This window comes from Streptomyces sp. NPDC046862 (genome assembly GCF_040704615.1).
Lineage (GTDB): Bacteria > Actinomycetota > Actinomycetes > Streptomycetales > Streptomycetaceae > Streptomyces.
Genome location: NZ_JBEYXP010000026.1, coordinates 142977 through 168084 on the forward strand (window position 1 = coordinate 142977; position 25108 = coordinate 168084).

A 25108-nucleotide genomic window follows, 5' to 3' on the forward strand; every position below is an offset into this window, starting at 1 on the left:
GGCGTTTGACGTGGTGGCGCCCCTAGCAGCTCAACCGCGCATCGCCCCAGTCCCCGTGATCCGACGTCGTGCCGTCCCCGCCGTCCGTGACGACGAGCGAGATCACCTGGGCGCCGCTCACATCGGCTGAAAGCGACTGAACTGCCTGGGCGTTGGTCAGTGTGCCCGTCGAGGCGGCCGTCGCACCGTCCGCGCGGATCTCGAACGCGACCGATCCGTCGGCACCTTCCTCGTCATCGACACCCACCTGGGCGGTGACCGTCTCACAGGCCTTCCCCGTGTAGTACTCGACGGCGCTCTGCGCGTGCACACCGAGCCCCTTCGCGTACACGGCTCCGCCCACGGTGAGGGGATTGCCGTCGCCCGCCGCGCTCTCCCCGTTGCTGGTGTCGCGTTCGACGGGGCCCCAGCCGTTGGCCGTGGACAGCCACGGCAGATCGCTCAGGTACGAGGCGCCCGAGGGAGGCGCCACCACCACGGAGAACCGCAGCGGCACCACACTCGCGGCCCGTGCCCCGGTCGGCGACCGGTAGGTGGCCTTGAGCGTCAGGTCGTACGACCCCGTGCCCGTGCCCTCCGCCGCCGTCACCTTCCACGAGGTGCGCAGCGACCGTCCCGTGGGCAGCGTGCCCGCCGTGGTGGGCGAGGCCGGGCGAACCGTCCACCCCGCCGGCCCGGTCAGGGTGACCGAGACGCGCTTCGCCGGAGTGCGGCCGAGGTCGGTGACCGTGGTCGTGAGCGCGGTCGGCTTGCCGGCCTCGACCAACGGGCCGCCCTGCACGCCGAGTTCGACGGCCGGGGGATGTGCGGCCCACTTGCCGTCGACCCGGACGCGGAACAGGACGGTGCCGTGCGCGGGGACGGTCGCCGAGATCCTGCCCGCGGTGTTGTAGTTCTTGTGCTGCCAGAGATCGCGCAGAGTGTACGCGTCGGCCGAGGGAAGCCCGACGGCCGCGGCGGTCGTCGAGATCCGCTGCGCGCTGCCCGTCTCGTTGAACAGGGCCACGGCCCGGCTGCCGTCCTTCATCTCCTTGGAGACGACCCAGCGACCGCCCTCGGACGACATCACCGTGCCCTGTCGGCCCAGCGGGTCCTGGTCGACCGCGATGACCTCACGGTTGCCCAGGATGTCGAAGGTCTCGTCGGACGCCGACCGCAGATCGGAGCCGATCAGCAGCGGCGCCGCCATGATGGACCACATCGAGAAGTGCGTGCGGTACTCGGTGTCCGTCATGCCGCCGTTGCCGACCTCCAGCATGTCCGGGTCGTTCCAGTTCCCGGGGCCGGCGTACGGCGCGAGCGGCAGGTTCTTCTTCAGGATCGACAGCATCGAGCCCCAGTTGTCGCTGATGTCACCGGTCGTGCGCCACAGGTGTCCGAGGTCGCCGGCCCACTCCCAGGGCTTGTTCTGACCCCACTCGCAGATGCTGTAGACGATGGGCCGGCCTGTGGCTCTGAGCGCGTCGCGCATGGTCGTGTAGCGCTGTTTGGCGTCCACCCCCTGGTTGTTGCAGTTGTCGTACTTGAGGTAGTCGACGCCCCAGTCCGCGAACTGCCGTGCGTCGCTGTACTCGTGGCCGAGGGCGCCCGGGAACCCGGCGCTGTTGCACGTCTTGGTGCCCGCGCTGGTGTAGATGCCCAACTTGAGGCCCTTGGAGTGCACGTAGTCCGCGACCGCATTGATCCCGTTCGGGAAGCGCACCGGATCGGGCACCAGCTTGCCGTCCGGGTCCCGCTGTGGCAGTGCCCAGCAGTCGTCCAGGTTGACGTACTCGTATCCCGCGTCCTTGAGTCCCTTCTCGACGAAGAGGTCCGCGATGCCCTTGACCATGGCCTCGTTGAACTCCGCGCGGCAGTGCGTGGAGTTCCAGTTGTTGAACCCCATGGGCGGGGTGAGGGCGAGGCCGTCGTCCGGGGCGGGGACGGTCGGGTACGCGGCGGGGGTGGCCAGCGCCGGTGCGGAGAGCCCGGCGAGTCCGAGCACCCCCGCGGCGAGCGCCGCGACCACTGTCCGGCGAGCTGTGCGGGTGGGAAGGTGACGCATCGTTACGCTCCTTCGTCCTCGCGAATGATGGGAGGTTTTCATGTCCGCGTCATCCGTGCGGGTTTACGGTAGGACGCATGGAGGCGAGGTGGAAGGGGAGGGGAGGGAGTGCCTGGGTGGGCAAGGGCCTGACAGGTCATCGGATGTCAACGGGCCGGATCTGGCCGAGGTGATGGCCCCGGCGAGCAAGCAGCCCGCCGGGGGCGGTCCACGCTCAGCTGTCCGAGAACCTCCGCGCCAGGTCGCGATGGCGTGCCGCGGCCCGGTCCGCCGCGCTCCTGTCGACGGGCGCGCCGGGCATGCCCGCCAGCCTCGTCACCTGCTCGGCGAAGCGGAGGTGCTCCCGCCGGGCGTGTTCGCGGCACGGCAGGCAGGTGACGCTCTCCGGGCGCCAGGAGGTCATGGCGTAGGGCACCCGCACACCGCACCCCGTGGTGACGGCACTCGGCAGATCGCCCACGAGGCCGAACGTGGCCGCCAGGACGCCGCGGACGCCCGTCTCTTCGCGGACCACCTTCGCATCGACATGGATGTGGCCGCCGTTCTCATCCATCCGCCCTCCTCGTGGGGTGTGCACCCGCGAGCATGTCAGGCTTCTCCGGCAGGTGTCCGTCCCGCTTCCGCCATTCCGTCGAGGCGGGTGCGTGACCCCGACGCCGGTTTCGCAGTTGAACACGCCATGAAGAAGCGCAGCATGCTTGCCATCGCCTCCCTGGCCACCGGTTTCGTCGTCGCGGCCATCACGCCGTCCCACGGTCTCGACACGGACGCCCTCGGTAACCTGGACGTGGACGACACCCACAGCACCCTCGACCGGACGGCCGTCGACGACGACGTGCTCGGCCATGTCGGGGAGAGCGGCCACGGAGGAAGCAGCACCAGCCGCAAGGGCTGACCCGACGACTCGGACTGTCGAGGAGCGATCACGAAGCAGACCCGTCCGGGGGAGCCTCGTGGATGTCGGCCCTCGCCCGGCGCCCTGGTGCCGGGCAAGGGCCGTGCCCTGTCGGCGCACCGCGCGACCAGGGCCCCGGACGGGAAGACGGCAGTCCCGTGTGTCTTTTGAGGTTTTCTGGGAGAGATCCGGATATCGGGGAACCCGAACAGCATGAACGAGCCGAATCTCCCACCCCAGAGTGAGGCCCTGGACATGCACCTCGGCCTCCTGCGCATGAGCATGACCTCCGAGGACTACGAGCTCTTGCTGGGCATGGTCGAGCCGGTGCTGAGGGCGCTCGACTCCGAGGAGTCCGGATCGATCGGCCAGGACCTGGACGAGGAAGTCACCGGCGACGTCTCACAGACGGTCCGCGACGAGGCCGCACTGGTCATCGCCACCGCCGTCACAGGACGCGTCGACAACGAGCTCATCCAGATCGAGATCGAGGGCAGCGAGCCCGTCCGGGTCGTCACCGATCCCGACACCGCGGCCGACCCGGAACGGCGCAAGGACATCGCCGACTGCATCCGCGCCCGTTACCAGGAGGACGAGGAACTGCGCGGAATCGCCGAGGCGAGCGGACTCCCCACGGATCTGTGACCGGCCCGTCGAGGTACCACGCGGAGGATGTGAGACGGCCGTGTACTCACGGGCGCTCCGGGTAGGCCCTTGGCATGACCAGGTTTTTGGCCGGAGTTGACTGAGAGAGAAGCGTTCGTGGGTACCGCTGGAGCTGTTTGCATACCGCGAATCCGTCCAGTCCGTCGGGACCGGCGCGATTTTGCCGGTGCCGCGAGGGGGTGTCGTCGGCCGGTGGTCCCGGCCTGGCCCAGACAGCTCCGGACCCAGTGGTCGAGGGTCTGCGGAGGGTGACGGGCGGTGGGCTGCGAGGAAGCCCCCCGCTTTCGCGGCGACGCGGTCGGCCGGCACGTGGTCGACGCGGTGGAGAACCTGGTGGCGCTCTGGTTCGCCGCCGTGGAGGACGTCACGCCGCGCCTGCCGGCTCGACAGGTACGGGCGCTGCGCATCGTGCGCCGTCGGCCCGAACTCAACCTCACCGCTCTGGCCGAGCAGCTGGACATCGGACTGCCCACCGCCAGCAGGATGTGCGACCGGCTGGAGGCCGCCGGACTGCTGCAGCGGAACGTGCAGCCCGACGACCGGCGCGAGGTGCGGCTGGTGGTCACGGCGGACGGCCGCAGGTACCTCACCGATGTCACCGAACGGCTGTCCGCGTACGTCACCACGGCGTTCGGAGGCCTGCCACCGGGGCAGCGCACCATGCTGGAGGAGATCCTGCGGGCCTTCCACGAGGTCGAGGCCCCGAGGGACACCCGGCCCGGACGAGAGACACCTGCCGACCGCTGACGAGGCCGGCGACCGTCGGCCTCCCGGTCACACGCGCGTGCCGGAGGGCGTGGCCTCCCTGATGCGCGCCGCGTCGCTGTGGATGTGGCAGAGGAGCAGGCACACGTCGTCGTCGTGCTCGGAGTCGTGCAGCAGAGGCTGCAGGAGCCGGTCGGCCGAGCCCTCCAGGTCCCGGTCGAGGTCGGTCGCCTCGAAGGCCCCCAGCGCCGTCGCGAGACGCCCGATCCCCGGATCTATGCCCTGCGCACGTCGCTCCACCAGACCGTCCGTGTAGAGCGCCAGCGTCGAACCGGGCGGGAGGGGCACGGTGTGGTCACCGATCACCTGCCGGAGGGGGATGCCGAGCATGGCACCCGGTTTGGCGTCGAGCGTGTGCACCTGCCCGTCGGGCGTACGCAGGACCGGTGGCGGATGCCCCGCGGCGGCCCAGGTGAGCGTCGGGTCGTCGGGGTGGAAGCGCGCGATGACGGCCGTGGCGTACAGATCGGGCTGCAGATGGTGCAGGAAGGTGTGCAGATGGGTGAGCAGCTCGCCGGGACTGCCCCCGTCGACGGCGTAGGCCCGCAGGGCGGTGCGCAGCTGGCTCATCATGACGGCGGCGTGCAGACCGTGGCCCGTCACGTCGCCGATGACGGTGATCAGGCTGCCGTCGGGCTGGCGAAACGCGTCGTACCAGTCCCCGCCGATGTTCAGGCCGTGCGTGGCCGGCAGATAGCGTGCGGCCAGGTGCAGGCCGGGCGTCGTGGGCAGGTCCGTGAGCAGGGCTCGCTGCAGCGTCTCGGCGATGTCGCGGTTGTGCTCGAAGCGTCTGGCGTTCTCCAGGGCGATGCTGGCCCGCCGGGTGAGCTCGATCAGCATGACGGCGTCGTCGGCGTCCCAGCGCTCCTCGGGAGGCGACAGCGTCAGCACGCCCAGCGGTGCCCCGCGGGTCATCAGGGGGATGCACAGCAGCGGCCGGCCGGGTTCGAGAGCGGAGGGCGGCTGGTCGTCGACGCCGGGCAGGGCGCCGGGGTGGTCGGCGGCGTACTGGGGGCGCCCCCGCCGTGCCGCGAGGACGGCCGCGGCCGGATGCGGTCTGCTGCGATGCTCGTCGACCCCGTCGTCGTCTCCTTCGCCGAACAGCCACACATCGACCGTACGGGCGTACCGGGGCACCAGCAGCCCGGGCAGGAGCCGCACGATCGCGTCGTGGTTGAGGGAGGCCGTGAGGGCGGCGCTCGCGTCGGCCAGGAAGGTCAGACGGCCACGGGCCTGCTCCGCCTCCGCGTGGGCCTTCTGCTCGGCGGCGAAGAGCTCGCGCTGCGCCCGCCCGGCCGCGTCCAGCTCGGCGTGCAGGGCCAGGACGCCCTGGTTGGTCTGGTGGAGTTCCTCACGGTGGAAGGCGACCAGCTGCTCCTGCTCGTCGAGCTTCTCCAGCAGCGCCGCCGCGTCCTCGTCGGCGCTGAAGAGGGCCTCCGCGAGCGTCTCGGCATCCTCGCCCACGTGCTCCGCCTCGGAGCCGTCGCCGTTCGCGGGGAGGGACGCCGTGACGCGCCAGGGCGGCCGGACGTCGGGCGGCCGGTGTGCGGCCGACGCCACCTCCACGACGAACCGCCCGCTCCCGCCCGGTGAAGGGGGTGCCTGCACGCCGAGCCGCCACTCACCGCCCTTGGTCAGACACTGGCGCAGGTGCGCGGTGAGCGCGGTCACCAGACGCGTGCGCTCGACGGCCGTCACACCGCATGCGGTGGCGAGCCGGGCGGTGGCGATCCGGGCCCGCGCGGCGTCGGTGACGGTGCTGATGTACCAGGTACGGGTCATGAGATCCGGTCCGGTGGGACGGGGCACAGTACGGCGACCGCGGTGTCGTCGCGCACCGGCCGGGCGGAGCTGCTCGCGTCACGCACGATCACGGCGGCCACGACAGCGGGGTCGAGGAAGGGGCTGTGCGCCGCCGGACCGGGACTCCAGCGGCTCGGCAGACCGTCACTGTGCAGTACCAGAAGGCAGTCGTCCTCCCAACCCACCCGGTGCTCGGGCAGCCTCGCCGACCGGTGGGCGCCGACGATCCCCGGACGCGAGAGCAGGTGCTGCCACCTGTCGCCGCGGCGCAGTCGGGCTCCTATGTTCCCGACCCCGGCGAAGTGCAGCTGTCCGGCGGCGACATCCAGCTGGGCCACGGCCACCGCCGCACCCCGGGTGTCGCGCAGCGCGCCGTCCAGCCGGCGAAGGATCTCCGCCGGCGGCAGCTCGGCCGAACGGCGCAGTTCCTCCACCGCGGCCGAGGACGCGCGTGCCGCGTCCGGGCCGTGGCCCAGACCGTCGGCCAGCATCAGCGTCACGCGGTTGTCCGATCGGATCCCTGCCCAGGCGTCGCCCGAGTACTCCGCCCCCGCGAAAGGGAAGTTGATGCCGCCCACGCGCACCGGAGGACGGGCCGGACGCGCCGCGGCCCCGGAGCGGCCCCGGCGGGCGCCGATCCGTGCCAGCACGATCGTCCCCCGCCCCGAAACGCTGTGCAGGTCGAACTCGTCCGCGACCCGTCGGCAGGTGCCGAGACCCGCACCGAGCGAGCCGGTGGTCGAGTAGCCGTCGCGCAGCGCGGTCACCACGTCGCGCATGCCCGGGCCGTGGTCGACCGCCAGGATCTGCACGACGGGAGTGGGCTCCTGACCGGGCGCCACGAGGGTGGAGTCCACGAGGTCCAGGAGTATCCGCCCGCCGTCCGCGTGCTTCAGCAGGTTCGTCGCGAGTTCGGTGGCCACGAGGGCGGCGCCCGCCGTGCGGTCCCCGTCGAGTCCCGCCCGGGCCGCCGCGTCCTCCGTCGCCACACGCACGTCGCGTACGCGGGTCGAGTCGTGTACCGGCACCTCCCAGACCCGCGGCATCACAGCTCCTGACGCGGCCGCGGAGGAACCGAGACCCACGACGTCACCGTCACGGTCGTCCCTGTGCCAGGGCTGCTGTCGATGTCGAACTCGTGGACCAGGCGCCGCGCGCCCCCGAGGCCCATGCCCAGCCCCTCACCGGAGGTGTAGCCGTCGCGCAGGGCCTGGTCGAGGTCCGGGATGCCCGGCCCCTCGTCGCTGAACGCGAGCCGCAGCCCGGGCACGCCGCCCCGGTTCACCGGTGCGCACGCCATCTGCCCCCCGCCGCCGTGGACGAGGGTGTTGCGGGCCAACTCGCTGGCGGCGGTGACCAGTTTCGTCTGCGCCACCAGACCGAACCCGAGCTGGGCAGCGGCCTGCCGCACGTGCTGCCGTACCCACACCAGATCCAGGTCCGAGTGGATCGGCAGGCATGCGGAGACACCGCCGGCTGTCTGCATCAGGGACTCTCCTGGCGTGTGCGCCCGTGCCGGGGGGAGATCGAGGCTTCGCCGAGGAGACGTATGGCCTCGTCGGAGCTGAGGGCCGTGCGCAGCCCCGGCAGGGTCAGGCCCAGTTCCACCAGAGTGATCGCCACGGCGGGGCGCATCCCGGCCACCACCGTCTCGGCGGCGAGGAGCCGCGTCTTGGCCGCGATGTCGCTGAGCACCCGGCCGAGGAACGAGTCGACCATCTCCACGCCCGAGAGGTCGATGACCACGCCCTTGACCCGGCTGTCCGCGGCCGCCTCGCTGACGTCCTGCTGAAGCTGTTCCGCCGTGCCGTCGTGCAGGTCGCCCTGGAGCGTGACGAGGAGGACGTCACCGATCCTCAGGACGGGTACCTGTCCTCCGTAGGGGGAGGGAAACGCGCCGGTCACCGGGACCCCGCGTCGTGCGGGTCCTGGGGCACGATGTGTGCGCCCTGCTTGCGCAGTGCGTAGCCGAGGGCGTCCGCGAGGCTCGCCTGCGTCTTCACCGTGCCCAGGTCGATGCCCAGATGGACGATGGTCTGGGCGATGGCGGGCCGGATGCCGGAGACGATGCACTCCGCTCCCATCAGGCGCGCCGCCGCGACGGTCTTCATCAGGTGCTGCGCGACGAGGGAGTCGACGGTCGGCACACCCGTGATGTCGAGGATCGCGAAGCGCGCGTGCTGTTCCACGATCGAGTCCAGGAGTGTTTCCATCACCACCTGGCTGCGGGCGCTGTCGAGAGTGCCGATCAGCGGCACGGCGACGATGCCCTCCCACAACTTGATCACGGGCGTGGCCACTTCGAGCAGTTGCAGGTGCTGCCGGTTGATGAGCTCCTGCCCCGCGCTCAGCAGCGTCTCCAGGACGACCAGACGCAGCGTGCCCATCAGGACGGTGAGGGCGGTCGTGCATTCCCGCACCTGCTCGGCCGGCAGGCCCTGCAGCTCGGCGACGAGCAGATCGACGACGGGCACCCGCAACGCGTCCACCTCGACCGAGATCTGACTGTTCGTCGAACCGGCACGGGAACGCGAAGCCGCCATCCGCGCGAGTTGTTCCCGCACGACGGCGAAGCCGTCGGCCTCCTGCTCCTCCACGCGTTCGGCGGTGGCCACCGCGGCCAGCGCCTCCACCACGGCCCGGCCCGCTTCCACCGCCTCCTCCCGCGAGACGGTGAAGACGGTGCGGAACAGCGCCGCGTCGGCCCACCGCTGGGCGATCTGCTCCCGACGGCGGCGCAGGAAGTCCCCGACCTCCTGCGCCGGAGTCTCCTGGTGTCCTGCCGCTACCTGCTCCGGCACGTGCTCCTCCTCACCTTTGGTGCGCTGCCCCGGCCTCAGCGAAGAGCCCGTCGATGCGACCTCTTGCTTGCTGCCCGACAACTGTAGACACGCTCTGATCCATCTGATCCATGACAACTTCGCCGCGGTGCCCGGCGGTCGGGGCCGTACGACCTCGGTCTTGTGGGTCCCCTGTCGTCACGACCGCCCGAACCAGTCCAGACAGACCACGAGCGCGTCGTCGTCGGGGTCGACGGAACCACGGTGACCGGACAGCTCCCTCAGGACGGCCGCGGGCACCTCGGCCGCCGGGAGCAGGGCGGCGGAGGCGATGGCCCGCGCCAGGGACCGCTCCCCGTACGTCTCGCCACCGGGCGCGGCGACCCCGTACACCCCGTCGCTGACGAAGACCAGCCGGTCACCCGGCTCGACGTGGAACTCCTGGGCCACGTAGTCGGTTTCCTCGAACATGCCGAGGGGGAGCTGCGCCTCGAAGTCGACGGGCGTGACGTTCCTCTCACGCAGGCGCAGCATCCGGGGTGAGCCGGCGTCGACGACCTGGAGGCGCCCGGTGGCCAGATCCAGGTCCAGCAGGAGCACGGACAGGTGGGCACGACCCCGGTAGTGGGCGTGGATCGCCTGGTCGGCCAGGGCGGCCTGGTCGGCGATGGACAGGCCCGCACGACGGGCGTTGCGCAGCGCGTTGATCCCCAGGGTGGTCAGCAGCGAGGCCTCGATGCCCTCGCCCATGCCGTTGGTGACGTACACCATCAGGCGGTCGGCGCTCGTGGACCAGTCGAAGTTGTCACCGAAGATCGCGTAGGCGGGCTCCAACTGGCCGCCGAGCGCGTACTCCCGCCGTGCGCAGGAACGGCCCGGCAGCAGCTGCCACTGCATCTCGACCGCCAGCGTGAGGCGGTCCGTGCGCCGCGCCCTGAGGTACACGTCGGTGTCCCGTTCCGCGACGACCATCTCGTGCCCCAGGACCTCCGCGATCTCGGCCAGCTCGGCGCGGCTCTCCTCGGCCCGGTCGGCGGAGTCCATCGTGACGCTCAGCACGCCGAGCCGGTCGCCGCGCACCGACACCGGCAGGTGCACGCGCACCTGCCCGTCGCCGCAGTTCTCCACGAACGGTTCCTGGGCCCCGAAGGCCCGCCCGGCCGGGCTGCCGTGCACCGGCAGGGACTCCGGCGTGCCGGCGGGCACAGGGACGCTCCGCAGCACGGTGAGCCCGTAGTCGGCCATGAGGACGTCGACGGACTTCGCCGCGTAGTCACCGCACAGCACCTGGCGGACCGCGTCCACCAGCTGGTGCGGAGCCGCGGAGCGAAGTGCCCGCTCGGCCGCCGCCAATCTGTTCACGATGTCGGACACGCCAATCTCTCCACTGTGACGGCGCTGTTCCCGCGTCGCCGCGGACGCCGTCCGTCTGTGCTCCTGTGCCTGTATCCGGTGTTCTGCCCGGCCTGTCCGCCGCCGCGGGCTGACACTGCTGGAGAACCCTGGAAGAGTGGGGACGTGCCTTCCTCCTCCTCGCATCCACGGCCGGACGAGCTGGCGCGTGTGACCTCACAGGCGGCGGAGCTGCTGGAGGTCGTCTGGGGTCGGGCTTCCACAGCGCCGGTGTCCGCCTCGCAGATCCGCGTGCTGTTCATCCTCGAACACCACGACGGGATCAACCTCCGAATGCTCGCGGACGCCCTGGGCTCCACCCCGCCGTCGACCAGCAGACTGTGCGACCGCCTGCAGGCCGTCGGTTTCCTGGAGCGCAAGCCCAGTGATTCCAGCCGTCGTGAACTGCGTCTGCAGCTGAGCCGGCGGGGCCGGTCCTTCCTGGCGAAACTGCGGGACCGCCGTGAGAGCGCCCTGGAGTCCGTGCTGGCACAGATGCCCACCGCGAAGCGCACCGCGCTGCTGGAGGGTCTGGAGGCGTTCTGCGGCGCCGCGGCGGCACAGATCCACGAGGGTGACGCCCCCGGCGTCCAAAGCGCCTGATACGGCGTCGGGAGCGCCTGACGTGCGGCTCCGTTCCCGCGCATCTCACACCTCCCGCGCTTGCTCTGGCTCACTCTGTTGCCTCACGGCCATAGTTGTCAAACAGCAACTGTTGGCCCTGCCAAGGCTGCTGGCGGAGGACGAACGACCCGCGGCGTCGCGAGGTTCGAGGTCCGGTCGGCCGGCTCTACTCGGACGGGGAGTCTCCCGGTTGTTCGGAGCGCGCCGGGCCGTTCCGCTCGGGTTCCGCCGGCCCGTTGTCGTTCTGCGGGTCGTCCAGGGCGGTCAGGGCCTCCTCGGTGCTCTCCACCGTCTGCACGGTGAGGCTGACGCCGGTGAGGTCCAGGATTCGCCGCACGGCAGGGGTCGGGGAGATCACGTACACGCCCCCGGAGATCTGCCGTACCTCCTGGTAGACCCGAAGGATGATGTTCATACCGGACGAGTCCATGAAGGGCACGGAGGAGACGTCGAGCAGGAAGTGCCGTCGGCCATGGTGGAGCTGGTTCGCCACGTGATGCTGGAGCTCCGTCGCGGTATCGATGTCCAGATCGCCCTCGATGGTGAGCAGCGCGGCATCCTCCCGCGGCAGCGTCACCTTGATCGACAACGGATTCTGGGCAACAGACACAAGTACCTCCCACAGGCGTTACCGGTTCGGGGCCGGTTACCCCGAAGTGGCGGTTCGATGCATCGCGTGGTGTGGTGACCGGCTTGTGCGGCTCACCACGGCGACGCGCTCGTGCGCATACCCGCGATTCGAGCGGACACACAGTGCCGTTCCCGTGACCGGGCGGTTCGCGTCGTCGCCGGGCGCGGGGAGGCGGGCTCTCCGAGTGATTCACGCCATCAGGGCGTTCCGTGGTTTCGGACGCTCCGGAACGGTCAGCCGGAGTAAAGGAGACAAAGGTACAGAACGGGCGTCACGGATCGCGTGTACGGATGCGGTCGGGACGTCCCCGGGGGTGACGGGACGGTACGGGACTGCCGGCGCCGAAGCTGTCCGGCCCCCCCCATTCCCCTCAGGGAGCGAGAGGATGCGTGAGCAATACCGGGTCGACACCACAGAGCGCACAGCCGTTCCGGGGAGGGTCCGGCGAGGGCCACAGAACCCGCGGGAGGCACGTGAGGCCGTCAGGCGGGTGCTGTCCGAGCGTAGGCCGGGCACCTGCTGTGACGAGGAGGCGCTCTCGGACGCGTTGCTCGTGGTGTCGGAACTGACCACCAACGCGATGCTGCACGGCGGCGGCGTCACGGACTTCGACGTCGCCCTCGTCGGCCGCGATCTGTACGTGTCGGTGAGCGACCGTGACCACCGGCTGCCCGTGACATCGGCCGCGGTCGACGGCCACGGCCGATGGCGGACCGGAGGCCGCGGCTGGCCGATCGTCCGCCGGCTCACCCGCGAAGTGACGGTGTCGCCTCTGCCGACCGGCGGCAAGCGCATCACCGCGGTGATCCCTCTTCGTCCGGTGCGCGCGGTGCCGGTCGGGAGTGGCGCGTCACCCGCGGGGCACCTGCGGTGAACGCGTCACGAGAGTCCCGCCGACTGCGGTCGGCGGGACTCTCGTGCGGTCGGGCGGCTTGTGGGAGGCCTTGTGCGGGAGGCCGAGGGGCTGTCAGGCCACGTCGGCTTCCAGCAGGCCTTTGCGCAGGCGCTTGATGATGCGGCTGATCAGCCGTGAGACGTGCATCTGCGAGACGCCGAGGTGTCCGGCGATCTGCGACTGGGTGAGCTCCTCGACGAAGCGCATGTGGAGGATCCGGCGTTCCCGCTCGTCGAACTCGGCGATCAGCGGCGCCAGCGAGTGGAAGTCCTCGACGAGCTCCAGCGACGGGTCCTCCTCGCCGATGACGTCGGCCAGTACGGTCTTGCCGTCCTGGGCGTCGTCGGGGCCGAGAACGGCGTCGAGGGAGGCGGAGTTGTAGCAGTTGGCCGCCTTGCGTGCCTCGATGACCTCTTCCTCCGACAGGGACATCAGCTGGGAGAGCTCACGCGTGGTCGGAGTGCGGCCCAGCCGGGACCGCAACTCGTCCGTGGCCTTCGCCAGTTCCACCCGGGCCTCCTGCAGACGCCGCGGCACGTGCACCGCCCAGCTGGTGTCCCGGAAGAACCGCTTGATCTCGCCGACGATGTACGGCACGGCGAACGTGGTGAACTCGACCTCGCGGGAGATCTCGAACCGGTCGATCGCCTTGATCAGCCCGATCGTCCCGACCTGGACGATGTCCTCCAACGAGTCCTCCCGGCCGCGGAAGCGCGACGCGGCGTACCGCACGAGGGAGAGATTCATCTCGATCAGCGTGTTGCGCACGTACTGGTACTCGGGCGTGCCCTCTTCCAGCACGTCCAGCCGGTCGAAGAACCGGCGGGACAGCTCACGCGCGTCCTTCGGCCCTATCTTCGAGGGGGCATCGATGTGCGGCAGCCGCGTCTCCTCCTCGGGGACAGTCCCTCCCGCCGTGGCCGTTGTCCGCGCTGCCGTCACGGCTGCCATGCCGTCCACCCCAATCGCTGAAGTTCCCGATGTCATCACTCGCCTGCCCGCCTTCACGCGAAGCACTCCTCCGAATATAGAAAGTGCGCCGTTGTTGCCCGTCGGGGCGGTGTGGCGTGAAGTCGCCGCCTCAGCCGAGCATGTGTCACGAAGTGTGCGCGGACCGTTGTTTGTCCACGCGACTGCGGGGCAAGCGGGAGTCCGTGCTTCGGACCAGAGGCGCGCCGACGGGAGAGGTGTACCCGTTTCGGGGCCTCTTCGCCTCGCGCATCCTTTCCCGCGGCTGTCCCCCTGAAATCGTCGTTCAGGAGCGATTCCGCATGCTCGTTGAGACTTCCGCAAACGGTTCCGGTGTGTCCGCACGTCCCCACGGGCCGGGGCAGCGGGTGCACGACGACGCCCCCGACACCATCGCCGACTTCGTCCGGCTGGCAGCGCTGGAGGAGGGGCCCGAGCGCGAGGCGCTGCGGGACGAACTGGTCGAGACCTGGCTGCCCATGGCCCATCGCATCGCGGGCCGGTTCCGCAACCGCGGTGAGTCGCTGGAGGACCTGCGGCAGGTCGCGGCGGTCGGGCTGCTCAAGGCCGTCGACCGGTTCGAACCCGAACGCGGAGCGTTCGAAAGCTATGCCGTGCCCACCATCACGGGTGAGATCAAGCGCCACTTCCGCGACCGGATGTGGGCACTCCGCGTCCCCCGGCGCGTCCAGGAACTGCGCAACAAGGTGCGCGTCGCGCGCCGTGAACTCAGCCAGACCGCCGGCTCCGGCACACCGACCATCGCCGACATCGCGGCTCACACGAAGCTCACGGAGGAGGAAGTGACCGCCGGAATGGAGGCGCTGGACAGCTACAGCACGCTGTCCCTGGACGCGGAGGTGGCCGCGGGCGACGACGGGTACAGCCTCGTGGACACCCTCGGCGCCCTTGACACGTCGTACGACACCGTCGTCGACCGCGAGGCCGCGAAGGAGGGGCTGCGGCAGCTGCCCGAACGGGAGCGCGCCATCCTCTACATGCGCTTCTTCGAGGACATGACCCAGAGCCGCATCGCCGAGCAGCTGGGCATCTCCCAGATGCACGTCTCCCGTCTGATCAGCCGCAGTTGCGCACGGGTGCGCGACGAGGCCCTCGGCGCGCAGAAGGGGCAGGTCCGCCGTGAGGGCGGCGACCGGCCCGGCCTCGACCGGTGAAGAACCCGACGTCCCGCGAGACAGAACCCGACCGAAGAAGGAGCCCCATGCTGAAGCCCCATCCCGTGATCCTGCGCAGACTTGTCGAGGAGTACGAGGAGGCCGTGCGCCAGGAGGGCCGGGAGGCGGCGTCGCGGCCGGGCCACCGCGCGCAGGACCTCGCCTACACGCTGTGCGTGACGACGGGCACCCGTGACGTCCGGCGGGCCCTCGAGGAAGCGCGCCGTCAGGTGGCCGCCGCGTACGAACCCACGGTCGGCGGTGCTCCGGTAGGAGCGTGAGCCCGCGGGTTCGTCGCGATGCTGTGCGGTGAGGAGCCGTCCGAGTACGGACCGCTCCTCACCGCCTGCCCGTCCGTGCGAGGACCTTGGCGAGGAACTCCTCCACGTCCACCTCCTCGTGGCCCGGTTCCACCACGCGGTACGTGGACTCGAGGAACGACACGACGGCGGGTGCCGACGCGAGGATCACCGCGCACCGCCGGCCCGCCGGGCCGTGGTCGTCGCCGGACAGTTCGACGCGCAGTTCCCCCCGCGCTCCCGCGCGCTGGGGGCGCAGGCGTACGTCTCCCTCGCCGACGGGGCGCCGCACGCCCTCGGCCAGCATCTCGCGGTCGAGTCTCCACTGGGCGACGATGCGGCCCGCGTGGGTGAAGGTCGCCGTCACCGCGAAGGGATCCTCCGCGTCGTAACTCATGTGGGCCAGTACGCGCGCGTACTGGTCGGGCGCGGACTCGAGTCGCACGGTCAGGGTCCTGTGCACGAACGGAATCAAGGAAGGCCTCCGGGCGGAACAGCGGACGAGAGGGATCAGGTACCCCGATGACGCGGGTGATGTCCCGGCAACTGTTCCGAACGGAGGACGGCCGGGTATCCCATGGGAAAGACCGAGGAGGAAGAGCAGTGGACCGGGACGACATCTGGTCGTACGCACCGCGGAGCGGGCACAGGGAGGGGCAGGTGCTGACGGGTTTCACCGTCGAAGCCGCCGACGGCACGATCGGGCACGTGGACCGGCAGGCCGACGACATCCCCGAGCGCCATCTGGTCGTCGACACGGGTGTCTGGGTGTTCGGCAAGAGCGTGCTGGTGCCCGCGGGTCTCGTCACGCACATCGACAGCGAGGCGGAGAGGATCACCGTGGCGTCCACACGGGACGAGATCAGGTCGGCTCCCCGCTTCACAACGGATCGCGAGACCCTCGACTCCGCGTACCTGGAGTCGGTCGCCGCCCACCACCTCGGCCTGCCACCGCGGCAGGCCACATGAGGCCGGCCGGCCCGCCCGGCCCCCTCTCGACGGTGTGTCCGGTGACTCACGGCGATTCCGTACGCCATGCTTCGGGCGCGAGCGGGTATGCGGGATTCGATGATGAGTGACGAACGAGAACAAGTGGGGGCGTCCGGGACGGGGGCGAAGAAGCGATGAAGCCCGTGGAACACCGCACGAGCGGAGACAGCGCCTTCTCCCGAACGTCCCGCGACACGGACATCCAGGCGGACACCTACCTGCCGCGTGCCGGTTCGCGCACCGTCGCCAGAGGCGACGGTGCGCGGGGCGGGGTGCCGCAGCCGCAGGTCGCCGTCACGAGTGCCGCGTCGGCGCGGCACTTCGCACGGGACGTGGTGCGTGAGCGCTGGGACAGGCCTGGCCGCCGGGCCAGTGACGAAGCCGTCATCGACCTGCTGCTGGTCGTCTCGGAACTGGTGACGAACGCGATACGGCACGGCGGCGGCATCGCCGGGTTCGAGGTGACTCCGACCCGCGAGGGGCTCCGGCTGAGGGTGCACGACTACAGCGACGTCGTGCCCGCCGTCGCCTACGGCCAGGGCGCGCTGCCCCACGGCCACGTGGGCAACGGATACGGATGGCCGCTGATCATCCGCCTGGCACGGGACATCGCCATCGAACGCCGATCCCAGGGGGGCAAGACGATCAGCGTGCTCGTACCGCTGAGGTGAGGCGCCGGCCGGCGAGCGGGCGACGCCGCAGCGGAGCCACCGACGTCGCCCCTGGCCTTCACCCCGGCGACCTCACCAGGGCAGGAACACGTGCACGTCCTTGCCGTCGTCCCGCACCACCACGCTGACCTGCGTGCACAGCGTGTGCACCAGATGCCATCCGATGCCGCCACCGCCGTGTTTGGGGTGGAAGGGGCGCGGTTCGGGAGGTGTGGTGCTGGTGTCGTGCACGGTCACGTGCACACCGTCGAACGTGCGCCGCATCGTCAGCTCGAACGGCCCCGGAGCGTACTGGACCGCGTTGGCGGCCAGTTCGTTGACGACGAGCAGAACGTCGTCCCAGTGCTCGGGAGCCGTCGGCGGCGAGGCACGCGCCACGGCACGCAAGAACTCCTCCGTGGCCAGTCGGGCCCCGGTCACATCACCCAGCCCGCCGCCGAAGGCGGCGTGGCACCTCTGCGTATCCTCGGAAGGCAGTTTGTCGCTCCATCGCGGCTCGGTCGCCATTTCGCCTGCCCCGCTCCCTCGGCAGCGGATCCGTTCAGCGAATTATCCGTCCACCGCTGCTGTTTCCCAGCAGGGCCGGGGCTAGTCGTCCGGATCCAGCGATGTCCGTGAGACGCGAGAGACGCGCAGGATCCGCATTCGCCCCGGTGCAGGCGGGTAGCCGTCCCGATGGGCGCCGTGTGGTCGGCGCCTCATCAGCGGCTGGTTTCCGTGGCAGGGTGAAGCGGGCAGGCCTCAGGGGGCCAACAGAAGAGGGGGAACCGTGATCGTCTGGATCAACGGTGCGTTCGGTGCGGGGAAGACCACGACCGCACGGGAACTGATCGAACTGATCCCGAACAGCACGCTCTTCGACCCCGAGGTCATCGGCGGCGCACTCACACACCTGCTGCCGGCCAAGCACCTCGCCGAGGTCGGCGACTTCCAGGACCTGTCGAGCTGGCGACGGCTGGTGGTGGACACCGCGGCCGCCCTGCTCGCCGAGCTCGGCGGCACCCTCGTCGTCCCCATGATCCTGCTGCGCCAGGACTACCGCGACGAGATCTTCGGCGGCCTCGCCTCGCGCCGGATCCCGGTGCGGCACATAGTGCTCGCCCCGGCCGAAACGATCCTGCGCGAGCGAATAGCCGGCCGGGACGTCCCCCCGGACCTCCCCGACGGCGAGATGCGGGTCCGGCAGTGGGCGTACGACCACATCGAGCCGTACCACACGGCCCTCGGCTCCTGGCTCACCGCCGACGCCCACCTCGTCGACACCAGCACCCAGACTCCGTACGAGACGGCCCGGTACATCGCCGAGGCCGTCCGCACCGGAGACGTACCCGTGTGCGACATCGTGCAGACCCCCCAACCCACCGCCGAGACCCTCGCCGCGGGCGTCCTGCTCTTCGACGAGCAGGACCGGGTCCTGCTCGTCGATCCCACGTACAAGCCCGGCTGGGAGTTCCCCGGAGGCGTCGTCGAACCCGGCGAGGCGCCCGCGCGGGCGGGCATGCGCGAGGTCGCCGAGGAGACCGGCATACGGCTGGACGACGTACCCCGGCTGCTGGTCGTCGACTGGGAGCAGCCCACGCCCCCCGGGTACGGCGGGCTGCGCCTGCTCTTCGACGGCGGGCGCCTCGACGCCGACGGGAGCCAGCGGCCGGTCCTGCCCGGGCCCGAACTGCGGGGCTGGCGCTTCGTCACCGAGGAGGAGGCCGCCGACCTGCTGCCTCCCGTACGGTACGAGCGGCTGCGGTGGGCGCTGCGGGCCCGGGAACGCGGAGCCGCGCTGTACCTGGAGGCGGGCGTCCCCGTGTGACCGGATCCGCCCGCGCCCCCTCCTGTCGCTCTAGTCGTTCTGGCTGCCCGCGTAGTTGCGCAGGAACAGTGCCTCCGCCACCGAGAGGCGTTCCAGCTCCTCGGGCGAGACGCTCTCGTTGACCGCGTGGATCTGTGCCTCCGGCTCGCTGAGGCCGATGAGGAGGATCTCGGCGTCCGGGTAGAGGGAAGCGAGGGTGTTGCACAGCGGGATCGAGCCGCCCTGGCCCGCGTAACTCATGTCCTGGCCCGGGTAGGCGACCGCCATCGCGGCGGACATCGCCTCGTACGCCGGGCTGGCGGTGTCCGCGCGGAACGCCTGCCCCTGGCCGATCTGCTCGCAGCTCACCCGCGCGCCCCACGGCGTGTGCGCCTCGATGTGGGCCTCGAGCAGCTTGGTCGCCTCGACGGCGTCCACGCCCGGCGGGACCCGCAGACTGATCAGCGCGCGGGCGCTCGCCTGCACGGACGGGGTCGCGCCCACGACCGGCGGGCAGTCGATACCGAGCACGGTGACGGCCGGCCGCGCCCAGATGCGGTCGGCGACCGTGCCGGAGCCGATCAGCTCCACGCCGTCGAGAACCTTGGCGTCCTGGCGGAACTGCTCGTCCTCGTACCGCAGGCCGTCCCACTCCGCGTCGGCCGCGAGCCCGTCGACCGTCGTCGAACCGTCCTGGGCGCGCAGCGAGTCCAGTACGCGGATCAGCGCCGCGAGGGCGTCGGGTGCCGCACCGCCGAACTGGCCCGAGTGAAGGTTGCCCTCCAGGGTGTCGATCCGCACCCGCACCAAGGTCATGCCCCGCAGCGTCGAGGTGACCGTGGGCAGGCCGACCCGGAAGTTGCCGGCGTCGCCGATGACGATCGTGTCCGCGGACAGCAGCTCCGGATGCTGCTCGGCGTACCGCTCCAGGCCGCCCGTGCCCTGCTCCTCCGAACCCTCGGCTATGACCTTGACGTGGACGGGGACACCGCCGTTCGCCTTCAGCGCGCGCAGGGCGAGCAGATGCATGATCACGCCGCCCTTGCAGTCGGCCGCACCACGCCCGTACCAGCGGCCGTCGCGCTCCGTCAGCTCGAACGGCGGGGAGATCCAGGCAGGCTCGTCCAGCGGCGGCTGCACGTCGTAGTGGGCGTAGAGGAGCACGGTCTTCGCGCCCTCGGGTCCGGGCAGGAAGCCGTACACCGACTGCGTGCCGTCCGGGGTGTCGAGCAGTTCCACGTCCTGGAAGCCCTCGGCGCGCAGTGCGTCGGCCACCCAGCTCGCGGCGGCCTCGCTCTCGCTCCTCGGGAACTGCGCGAAGTCCGCCACCGACTTGAAGGCCACCAGCTCGGTGAGTTCCCGCCGCGCGCGCGGCATCAGCGAGGCGACGGTCTCGGCGACCGGATTCGACGACATGGGCACGCTCCTCGTGGGTGCGACGTTGTGCTTCTGGGTATGCGGGTGCGTTTCTGGGTACGCAGGTGCGTACGCGCCGACTGGTGTAGGGCGCATGCGCCTGCCGATCCTCCCACAGTGGCCTGCGGCGATGCCCGCCGTAGGATGCGGGGGGAACAGAGTCGGCAGGCGGCGGATCGGGAGCAGCAGACCATCGTGAGCAGCGAGAACTCTTCGGCGGACGACGGGCAGCGGGTGTGGGACGTCGTCGTGGTGGGCGCGGGACCCGCGGGGGCCTCGGCCGCCTACGCGGCGGCGGTCGCGGGACGGCGCGTCCTGCTGCTGGAGAAGGCGGAGCTGCCCCGCTACAAGACGTGCGGCGGCGGCATCATCGGTCCCTCGCGCGACGCGCTGCCTCCGGGCTTCGAACTGCCGCTCCAGGACCGGGTGCACGCGGTCACGTTCTCGCTGGACGGCCGCTTCTCGCGCACCCGCCGCTCCAAGCAGATGCTGTTCGGGCTGATCAACCGGCCCGAGTTCGACCAGCAACTCGTCGAGCACGCGCAGAAGGCGGGCGCGGAGCTGCGCACGGGCGTCACCGTGTCCCGGGTCGAGCAGCACGGGTCGGCGGTGCCGGACCGGCGCACGGTCGCCGTCGTCCTGCAGGGCGGCGAGACCGTGCTCGCGCGGGCCGTGGTCGGCGCGGACGGCAGCGCGAGCCGTATAGGAGCGCACGTCGGGGTGAAGCTCGACCAGGTCGACCTCGGTCTGGAGGCGGAGATCCCGGTGCCCAAGACCGTCGCCGAGGACTGGAAGGGGCGGGTGCTCATCGACTGGGGCCCGATGCCCGGCAGTTACGGATGGGTCTTCCCCAAGGGCGACACGCTGACGGTGGGGGTCATCTCCGCGAGGGGCGAAGGCGCCGCCACCAAGCGGTACTTGGAGGACTTCATCGGGCGGCTCGGCCTCGCGGGCTTCGAACCGAGCGTCTCCTCCGGGCACCTGACGCGCTGCCGCGCCGACGACTCGCCGCTGTCGCGGGGGCGGGTGCTGGTGTGCGGGGACGCGGCGGGGCTGCTGGAGCCGTGGACCCGTGAGGGCATCTCGTTCGCGCTGCGGTCGGGGCGGCTCGCGGGGGAGTGGGCGGTGCGGATCGCGGAGGCGAACGACGCGGTGGACACCCGGCGTCAGGCCCTGAACTACGCGTTCGCGATCAAGGCGGGGCTCGGCGTCGAGATGAGCGTCGGCAAGCGGCTGCTGATCGCTTTCCAGCGCCGCCCCGGACTCTTCCACGCGGCCCTCACCGGCTTCCGGCCCGCCTGGAAGGCCTTCATGGACATCACGCGCGGCTCGACCTCGCTGGGCGAGATCGTCCGCGGCCGTCCGGTGGCCCAACGGGTCCTGACCAAGCTCGACAGGTAGGCCCGGGGCTCGGGTCCTCGCCTCTCAACGCGTGACCGTGATCCGGAAGACCGGGTGGTCGGGGGCGGCCGCGATCAGTTCCTCGTCGGTGGACTTGGCCGTGACCCCCTGGAAGTACTGGTTGACCTCCCAGCCCCACTTCTCCAGGTAAGTCCGCAGGACCGGCAGCTTCTCCTCGTCGGGCAGCTCCACCGCGGTGAACGTACGGACCTTCCTGCCGACACGAAGCTCCCCGCCGCCCGCGACCCGCATGTTGCGCACCCACTGCGAGTGGCCGCGGGCCGAGACTAGGTACTGCGTGCCCTCGTAGGTGTGCGGGTTGACCGGAATGCGCTGCATCTGACCGCTCTTGCGGCCGCGCACGGACATCTCGGCGGAGCCCATGAGGCTGATGCCATGCCGGGCGAGCCAGCCGATCACGCCGTTCAGGCGGACGTTGAGAGGGCTGCCCTTGAGGTAGTACGGCGATGACGACGACATGGTGGCCTCCTTTGGGCGAGAGCGTCGCTCTCTTTTGTGAGCAGTGCTCTCGCTTGCTTGGGAAGAGTGTGCACGAGATCGGCGATCCAAGGCAAGAGCGGTGCTCTCTTTTTTGAGCGGCGCTTCTGCCGCGTGCTGCCGATCTCGCTTGTGAGCGCCGCTCTCATTAGTGCTCCCCGCTCTCCTTGGCGTTCGCCGCTCTCGTTTGTGTGCGCTGCTCCGCTTCCGTGGCACACTGCCCAACATGAGCACCCCACAAGGAGCCCGCACCGCCACCCAAGGAGCCCGTGCCCGCGCGCGGATCGAAGTCACCGCCGCCATCAAGGACGAGGCGCGCAAACACCTCGCCGCGGAGGGGGCGCCCAAGCTCTCGCTCCGCGCTGTGGCCCGCGCGCTCGGCATGGCCTCCTCCGCGCTGTACCGCTACTTCCCCAGTCGCGACGACCTGCTCACCGCACTGATCATCGACGCTTACGACTCCCTCGGCGAGGCCGCCGAGACCGCGCACGCCCAGGTCGCCGGGGCCGCGCCGGCCGAGCGGTGGGTCGCCGTGTGCGAGGCGGTGCGCGGGTGGGCGCTGACCCATCCGCACGAGTACGCGCTGATCTACGGCTCGCCCGTGCCCGGCTACTCCGCGCCCGACACCACCGTGCCCGCGGCCTCGCGGGTCTGGCAACTGGCCGTCGGCATCGTGCGGGACGCCCACAGAGGGAAGGGTGTGGCCCAGTGGAAGCTGTCGGCCGAGGTCACGCCGGAGGCGGAGCGGATGGCCGCCGATCTCGCGCCCGATCTGCCGCCCGCCGTGGTCACGGTGCTCGTCGCGGCCTGTGCACAACTGTTCGGGCTGGTCAGCTTCGAGCTGTTCGGGCAGTTCAACCGCGTCGTCGAGGACCGCGAGGCCTTCTTCCGGCACGCGGCGGGCCAACTCGCCCACCACGTAGGGCTGGTGTTCCCTCGGCCCACCGGCACGGGCGGCGGTTCCGGCAGGGCCGGGTCCTGACGGGGGATCCGCGCGTCCAGCGGGAGACGCCCGGGGCGCCGTCCGGCGAGGACGTACTTCGCGGGGAGTACGTGTGATCACCTCGCTCGGGTGACGCGCCGGAGGGCGGGCGGCGTCTAGCGTGGCCGTCATGGAAGATCAGGGCACGGGCACGCCGGGCCCGCAGCGGGGAGGACCGCCGTGGCGACGGGGGGCGGGCGGTCCTCCCGATTGGCGGGACGGCCCTCACGGGTGGTCGGGCGGGCCTCCGTGGTGGCGGGGTGGTCCGCCGTGGTGGGCGCGGTCCGGCGATGAAGCGGGCTCCCGGCTGCCGTGGCGCTCCACGCTGCCGGTCACCGTCTTCGTGCTGGTCGGCTCGAACGCGGCCGCCCAGCTCCAGGAGGGCGAGCGCGCGTCTCTCGGCCTGTTCGGGCGCGTGCTGCTGCTCCTCGGCTCGGGCCTGCTGCTGTGGCGGCAGCGGTATCCGGTGCTCGTCGCCTTCGGGACGGCCGCCGCGGCCATGCTCTATCTGGGGGCCGGGTATCCGTACGGCCCGGTGTTCTTCACGGTCGCCCTGGGCTGCTTCAGCGCGATCGTCACCGGGCACCGCAAGGCCGCCTGGGCGGCGGTCGGCATGCTCTGGGTGGGGCACGTGCTCGTGGCGCACTGGCTGTACCCGTGGCTGCCGCCGTCCGGGGACGACGGTGCCCCATGGGGAACGGAGGTGCCCGTCGCGGCCTGGATCATCGCGATCGTCGCGGTGTCCGAACTGGTCCGCGTACGCCGGGAGCAGTGGGCCCGCGAACGCGCCGAGCGCGCCCAGGCGGCGCGGCGGCGCGCCGACGAGGAGCGGCTGCGGATCGCCCGGGAACTGCACGACGTCCTCGCCCACAGCATCTCCGTGATCAATGTGCAGGCGGGCGTCGGCCTCGCGCTCCTCGACTCCGATCCCGAGCAGGCCCGCACCGCCCTCACCACCATCAAGGCGGCCAGCAAGGAGGCCCTGGGCGAGGTCCGCCAGGTGCTCGACACGCTGCGGACCCGGGGCGACGCCCCGCGTGCCCCGGCACCGGGCCTCGGCCGGCTGCCCGAACTCGTCGAGCAGGCGGCCGGCGCGGGCCTCACGGTCCAGGTGGAGGGGGAGGCGCCCCCGCTCCCGCCCGGCGCCGACCTCGCCGCGTTCCGCATCGTGCAGGAGGCCCTCACCAACGTGGTACGGCATTCGGGGTCGCGGCACGCGCGTGTGCGCCTCGAACGGGCGGCGGGAGCCCTGCGGTTGCGTATCGACGACGACGGGCCGGCGACCGGCGCGGACGCGGGTGGCAGCGGCAACGGCCTTGCCGGAATGCGGGAGCGGGCCGCCGCCCTCGGTGGCACGATCGAGGCGGGGCCGCGTGACGACGGCGGGTTCCGGGTGCTCGCCGTGCTGCCGCTCGAACCCGGGGGGTCCCACGAGGTCAAGGAGGACCGGTGATCCGCGTACTGCTCGCCGACGACCAGTCACTGGTCCGCGCAGGCTTCAAGGCGCTCCTCGACGCGCAGCCCGACATCGAGGTGGACGGGGAGGCCGCCGACGGAGAGGAGGCGCTGCGCAGGGTCCGTGAACTGCGGCCCGACGTCGTCCTGATGGACATCCGGATGCCGCTCCTCGACGGGCTGGCCGCGACCCGCCGGATCACCGGCGACCAGGGCCTGAAGGATGTCAGGGTCGTCATGCTGACCACGTTCGAGCTCGACGAGTACGTCTTCGAGGCCATTCGCTCCGGCGCGTCGGGTTTCCTGGTCAAGGACACCGAACCGGAGGAACTGGTCCGCGCGGTACGGGCCGTGGTCGAGGGCGACGCGCTGCTCTCACCGGGGGTGACCCGCCGGCTGATCGCGGAGTTCGCGGCCCGCTCGAAGGAGCCCGCGGCGGTGGCGTCGCTCGCCGAACTCACCGAGCGCGAACGGGAGGTGATGGCCCTCGTCGGCATCGGCCTGTCCAACGAGGAGATCGCCCGCCGCCTGGTCGTCAGCCCGCTGACCGCCAAGACCCATGTGAGCCGCACCATGGTGAAGCTGGGCGCGCGCGACCGGGCCCAACTGGTCGTGCTGGCCTACGAGTCGGGGCTGGTGCGGCCGGGCTGGCTGGGCTGAGCGGCCTCGTCCCCGGCGGCCTCCCGTTGCCCGAAGCGGACCAGCACGCTGACGACGCGGGCGACGAACAGCACGCCGGCCGCGGTCGCTCCCAATCCGACGAGCGTGCCGCGCGTCCCGGCCGACAGGCCGAGGGCGAACGCCGGTCCGGCCACGGCCCCGAACAGTACGGCCGCCACGAACGCCGCGCTGCACAGCGCGTATCCGATCTCGACGGTGACCGCGTCACGCTGCGCCTGAGAGCGCCGTCCCCCGAATTCGCTCATCCCGACAGTTTCACAGGCGTGGGGGGGGGGGGGGGCGGGCGGGGC

The 25108-nt window shown here is 71.2% G+C and carries 29 protein-coding genes; 14 read left to right on the forward strand and 15 right to left on the reverse strand.

What is annotated here, in order from left to right; all coding sequences use genetic code 11:
* Nucleotides 1-22: 22 nt before the first annotated feature.
* On the reverse strand, nucleotides 23-2044 hold the full coding sequence (locus tag AB0959_RS27640; RefSeq protein WP_366829281.1) for an NPCBM/NEW2 domain-containing protein: 2022 nt from the start codon (nucleotides 2042-2044) through the stop codon (nucleotides 23-25).
* A 214-nt stretch (nucleotides 2045-2258) separates the two neighbouring features.
* Nucleotides 2259-2597, reverse strand: a complete 339-nt coding sequence (locus AB0959_RS27645; protein ID WP_366829282.1) for a hypothetical protein — start codon at nucleotides 2595-2597, stop codon at nucleotides 2259-2261.
* Between the two features lie 126 nt (nucleotides 2598-2723).
* Here AB0959_RS27645 and AB0959_RS27650 point away from each other — a divergent pair, with 126 nt between their 5' ends.
* From AB0959_RS27650 to AB0959_RS27660, 3 genes are all read left to right on the forward strand, one after another.
* Complete coding sequence (locus AB0959_RS27650) at nucleotides 2724-2939, forward strand: hypothetical protein (RefSeq protein ID WP_366829283.1); 216 nt, start codon at nucleotides 2724-2726, stop codon at nucleotides 2937-2939.
* Between the two features lie 213 nt (nucleotides 2940-3152).
* Nucleotides 3153-3584 (forward strand): hypothetical protein, encoded by a 432-nt coding sequence (locus tag AB0959_RS27655; RefSeq protein WP_366829284.1) that lies wholly within the window; start codon nucleotides 3153-3155, stop codon nucleotides 3582-3584.
* Between the two features lie 279 nt (nucleotides 3585-3863).
* On the forward strand, nucleotides 3864-4352 hold the full coding sequence (locus AB0959_RS27660; protein WP_366829285.1) for a MarR family winged helix-turn-helix transcriptional regulator: 489 nt from the start codon (nucleotides 3864-3866) through the stop codon (nucleotides 4350-4352).
* 27 nt (nucleotides 4353-4379) lie between these two features.
* On the opposite strand, the gene AB0959_RS27665 is transcribed toward AB0959_RS27660, so the two are convergent.
* The 6 genes from AB0959_RS27665 to AB0959_RS27690 form a co-directional block, all read right to left on the reverse strand.
* Nucleotides 4380-6152: a SpoIIE family protein phosphatase gene (locus AB0959_RS27665; protein WP_366829286.1), complete on the reverse strand. Its 1773-nt coding sequence runs from the start codon at nucleotides 6150-6152 to the stop codon at nucleotides 4380-4382.
* On the reverse strand, nucleotides 6149-7219 hold the full coding sequence (locus AB0959_RS27670) for an ATP-binding SpoIIE family protein phosphatase (RefSeq protein ID WP_366829287.1): 1071 nt from the start codon (nucleotides 7217-7219) through the stop codon (nucleotides 6149-6151). The genes AB0959_RS27665 and AB0959_RS27670 overlap by 4 nt, the downstream gene beginning before the upstream one ends.
* Entirely contained in the window at nucleotides 7219-7659 is a 441-nt protein-coding gene (locus AB0959_RS27675; protein ID WP_366829288.1) for an anti-sigma regulatory factor, read from the reverse strand. The genes AB0959_RS27670 and AB0959_RS27675 overlap by 1 nt, the downstream gene beginning before the upstream one ends.
* Entirely contained in the window at nucleotides 7659-8078 is a 420-nt protein-coding gene (locus AB0959_RS27680) for an STAS domain-containing protein (protein ID WP_366829289.1), read from the reverse strand. The genes AB0959_RS27675 and AB0959_RS27680 overlap by 1 nt, the downstream gene beginning before the upstream one ends.
* Nucleotides 8075-8974, reverse strand: coding sequence for an STAS domain-containing protein (locus AB0959_RS27685; protein WP_366829290.1), 900 nt, complete (start codon nucleotides 8972-8974; stop codon nucleotides 8075-8077). The genes AB0959_RS27680 and AB0959_RS27685 overlap by 4 nt, the downstream gene beginning before the upstream one ends.
* Nucleotides 8975-9151: 177 nt before the next feature.
* Nucleotides 9152-10327 carry a PP2C family protein-serine/threonine phosphatase gene (locus AB0959_RS27690; RefSeq protein ID WP_366829291.1) on the reverse strand — a complete coding sequence of 392 codons (1176 nt, stop codon included), beginning with the start codon at nucleotides 10325-10327 and terminating at the stop codon, nucleotides 9152-9154.
* 144 nt (nucleotides 10328-10471) lie between these two features.
* On the opposite strand from AB0959_RS27690, the gene AB0959_RS27695 reads away from it, so the two are divergent.
* A complete protein-coding gene (locus tag AB0959_RS27695) occupies nucleotides 10472-10948 on the forward strand; it encodes a MarR family transcriptional regulator (protein WP_366829292.1) in 477 nt (158 codons plus the stop codon).
* Nucleotides 10949-11135: 187 nt separating this feature from the next.
* Here the strand turns inward: AB0959_RS27695 and AB0959_RS27700 are convergent, their stop codons facing one another.
* On the reverse strand, nucleotides 11136-11579 hold the full coding sequence (locus tag AB0959_RS27700) for an STAS domain-containing protein (RefSeq protein WP_366829293.1): 444 nt from the start codon (nucleotides 11577-11579) through the stop codon (nucleotides 11136-11138).
* A gap of 406 nt (nucleotides 11580-11985) precedes the next feature.
* Here AB0959_RS27700 and AB0959_RS27705 point away from each other — a divergent pair, with 406 nt between their 5' ends.
* The gene (locus AB0959_RS27705) at nucleotides 11986-12474 is read left to right on the forward strand and encodes an ATP-binding protein (protein WP_366829294.1); all 489 of its coding nucleotides are present in this window, start codon (nucleotides 11986-11988) and stop codon (nucleotides 12472-12474) included.
* A gap of 93 nt (nucleotides 12475-12567) precedes the next feature.
* Here AB0959_RS27705 and AB0959_RS27710 read toward each other — a convergent pair whose 3' ends face one another.
* The gene (locus AB0959_RS27710; RefSeq protein ID WP_366829295.1) at nucleotides 12568-13446 is read right to left on the reverse strand and encodes an RNA polymerase sigma factor SigF; all 879 of its coding nucleotides are present in this window, start codon (nucleotides 13444-13446) and stop codon (nucleotides 12568-12570) included.
* 320 nt (nucleotides 13447-13766) lie between these two features.
* On the opposite strand from AB0959_RS27710, the gene AB0959_RS27715 reads away from it, so the two are divergent.
* Nucleotides 13767-14639: an RNA polymerase sigma factor SigF gene (locus AB0959_RS27715; protein ID WP_366829296.1), complete on the forward strand. Its 873-nt coding sequence runs from the start codon at nucleotides 13767-13769 to the stop codon at nucleotides 14637-14639.
* 47 nt (nucleotides 14640-14686) lie between these two features.
* Complete coding sequence (locus AB0959_RS27720; protein ID WP_366829297.1) at nucleotides 14687-14920, forward strand: DUF5133 domain-containing protein; 234 nt, start codon at nucleotides 14687-14689, stop codon at nucleotides 14918-14920.
* A 58-nt stretch (nucleotides 14921-14978) separates the two neighbouring features.
* Here AB0959_RS27720 and AB0959_RS27725 read toward each other — a convergent pair whose 3' ends face one another.
* Nucleotides 14979-15413, reverse strand: coding sequence for an SsgA family sporulation/cell division regulator (locus AB0959_RS27725; protein ID WP_366829298.1), 435 nt, complete (start codon nucleotides 15411-15413; stop codon nucleotides 14979-14981).
* A 128-nt stretch (nucleotides 15414-15541) separates the two neighbouring features.
* Between AB0959_RS27725 and AB0959_RS27730 the strand changes: the two genes are divergently transcribed.
* Complete coding sequence (locus AB0959_RS27730; RefSeq protein WP_366829299.1) at nucleotides 15542-15907, forward strand: PRC-barrel domain-containing protein; 366 nt, start codon at nucleotides 15542-15544, stop codon at nucleotides 15905-15907.
* A gap of 155 nt (nucleotides 15908-16062) precedes the next feature.
* On the forward strand, nucleotides 16063-16599 hold the full coding sequence (locus AB0959_RS27735; protein ID WP_366829301.1) for an ATP-binding protein: 537 nt from the start codon (nucleotides 16063-16065) through the stop codon (nucleotides 16597-16599).
* A 72-nt stretch (nucleotides 16600-16671) separates the two neighbouring features.
* Here AB0959_RS27735 and AB0959_RS27740 read toward each other — a convergent pair whose 3' ends face one another.
* The gene (locus AB0959_RS27740) at nucleotides 16672-17106 is read right to left on the reverse strand and encodes an ATP-binding protein (protein WP_366829302.1); all 435 of its coding nucleotides are present in this window, start codon (nucleotides 17104-17106) and stop codon (nucleotides 16672-16674) included.
* Between the two features lie 262 nt (nucleotides 17107-17368).
* Between AB0959_RS27740 and AB0959_RS27745 the strand changes: the two genes are divergently transcribed.
* Nucleotides 17369-18406: an NUDIX domain-containing protein gene (locus AB0959_RS27745; RefSeq protein ID WP_366829303.1), complete on the forward strand. Its 1038-nt coding sequence runs from the start codon at nucleotides 17369-17371 to the stop codon at nucleotides 18404-18406.
* A 30-nt stretch (nucleotides 18407-18436) separates the two neighbouring features.
* Here AB0959_RS27745 and AB0959_RS27750 read toward each other — a convergent pair whose 3' ends face one another.
* A complete protein-coding gene (locus AB0959_RS27750) occupies nucleotides 18437-19801 on the reverse strand; it encodes a dipeptidase (protein ID WP_366829304.1) in 1365 nt (454 codons plus the stop codon).
* Between the two features lie 195 nt (nucleotides 19802-19996).
* Here AB0959_RS27750 and AB0959_RS27755 point away from each other — a divergent pair, with 195 nt between their 5' ends.
* The gene (locus tag AB0959_RS27755; protein WP_366829305.1) at nucleotides 19997-21202 is read left to right on the forward strand and encodes a geranylgeranyl reductase family protein; all 1206 of its coding nucleotides are present in this window, start codon (nucleotides 19997-19999) and stop codon (nucleotides 21200-21202) included.
* 24 nt (nucleotides 21203-21226) lie between these two features.
* Here the strand turns inward: AB0959_RS27755 and AB0959_RS27760 are convergent, their stop codons facing one another.
* Nucleotides 21227-21682, reverse strand: a complete 456-nt coding sequence (locus AB0959_RS27760; RefSeq protein ID WP_366829306.1) for a nitroreductase/quinone reductase family protein — start codon at nucleotides 21680-21682, stop codon at nucleotides 21227-21229.
* A gap of 244 nt (nucleotides 21683-21926) precedes the next feature.
* On the opposite strand from AB0959_RS27760, the gene AB0959_RS27765 reads away from it, so the two are divergent.
* The 3 genes from AB0959_RS27765 (at nucleotide 21927) to AB0959_RS27775 (ending at nucleotide 24797) form a co-directional block, all read left to right on the forward strand.
* Nucleotides 21927-22682, forward strand: coding sequence for a TetR/AcrR family transcriptional regulator (locus AB0959_RS27765; protein WP_366829307.1), 756 nt, complete (start codon nucleotides 21927-21929; stop codon nucleotides 22680-22682).
* A gap of 130 nt (nucleotides 22683-22812) precedes the next feature.
* Entirely contained in the window at nucleotides 22813-24135 is a 1323-nt protein-coding gene (locus AB0959_RS27770) for a sensor histidine kinase (protein WP_366829308.1), read from the forward strand.
* Nucleotides 24132-24797, forward strand: coding sequence for a response regulator transcription factor (locus tag AB0959_RS27775; protein WP_366829309.1), 666 nt, complete (start codon nucleotides 24132-24134; stop codon nucleotides 24795-24797). The genes AB0959_RS27770 and AB0959_RS27775 overlap by 4 nt, the downstream gene beginning before the upstream one ends.
* Here the strand turns inward: AB0959_RS27775 and AB0959_RS27780 are convergent.
* Nucleotides 24758-25063, reverse strand: a complete 306-nt coding sequence (locus AB0959_RS27780) for a DUF6332 family protein (RefSeq protein ID WP_366829310.1) — start codon at nucleotides 25061-25063, stop codon at nucleotides 24758-24760. The two genes, AB0959_RS27775 and AB0959_RS27780, sit on opposite strands and share 40 nt — an antisense overlap.
* Nucleotides 25064-25108 lie beyond the last annotated feature (45 nt).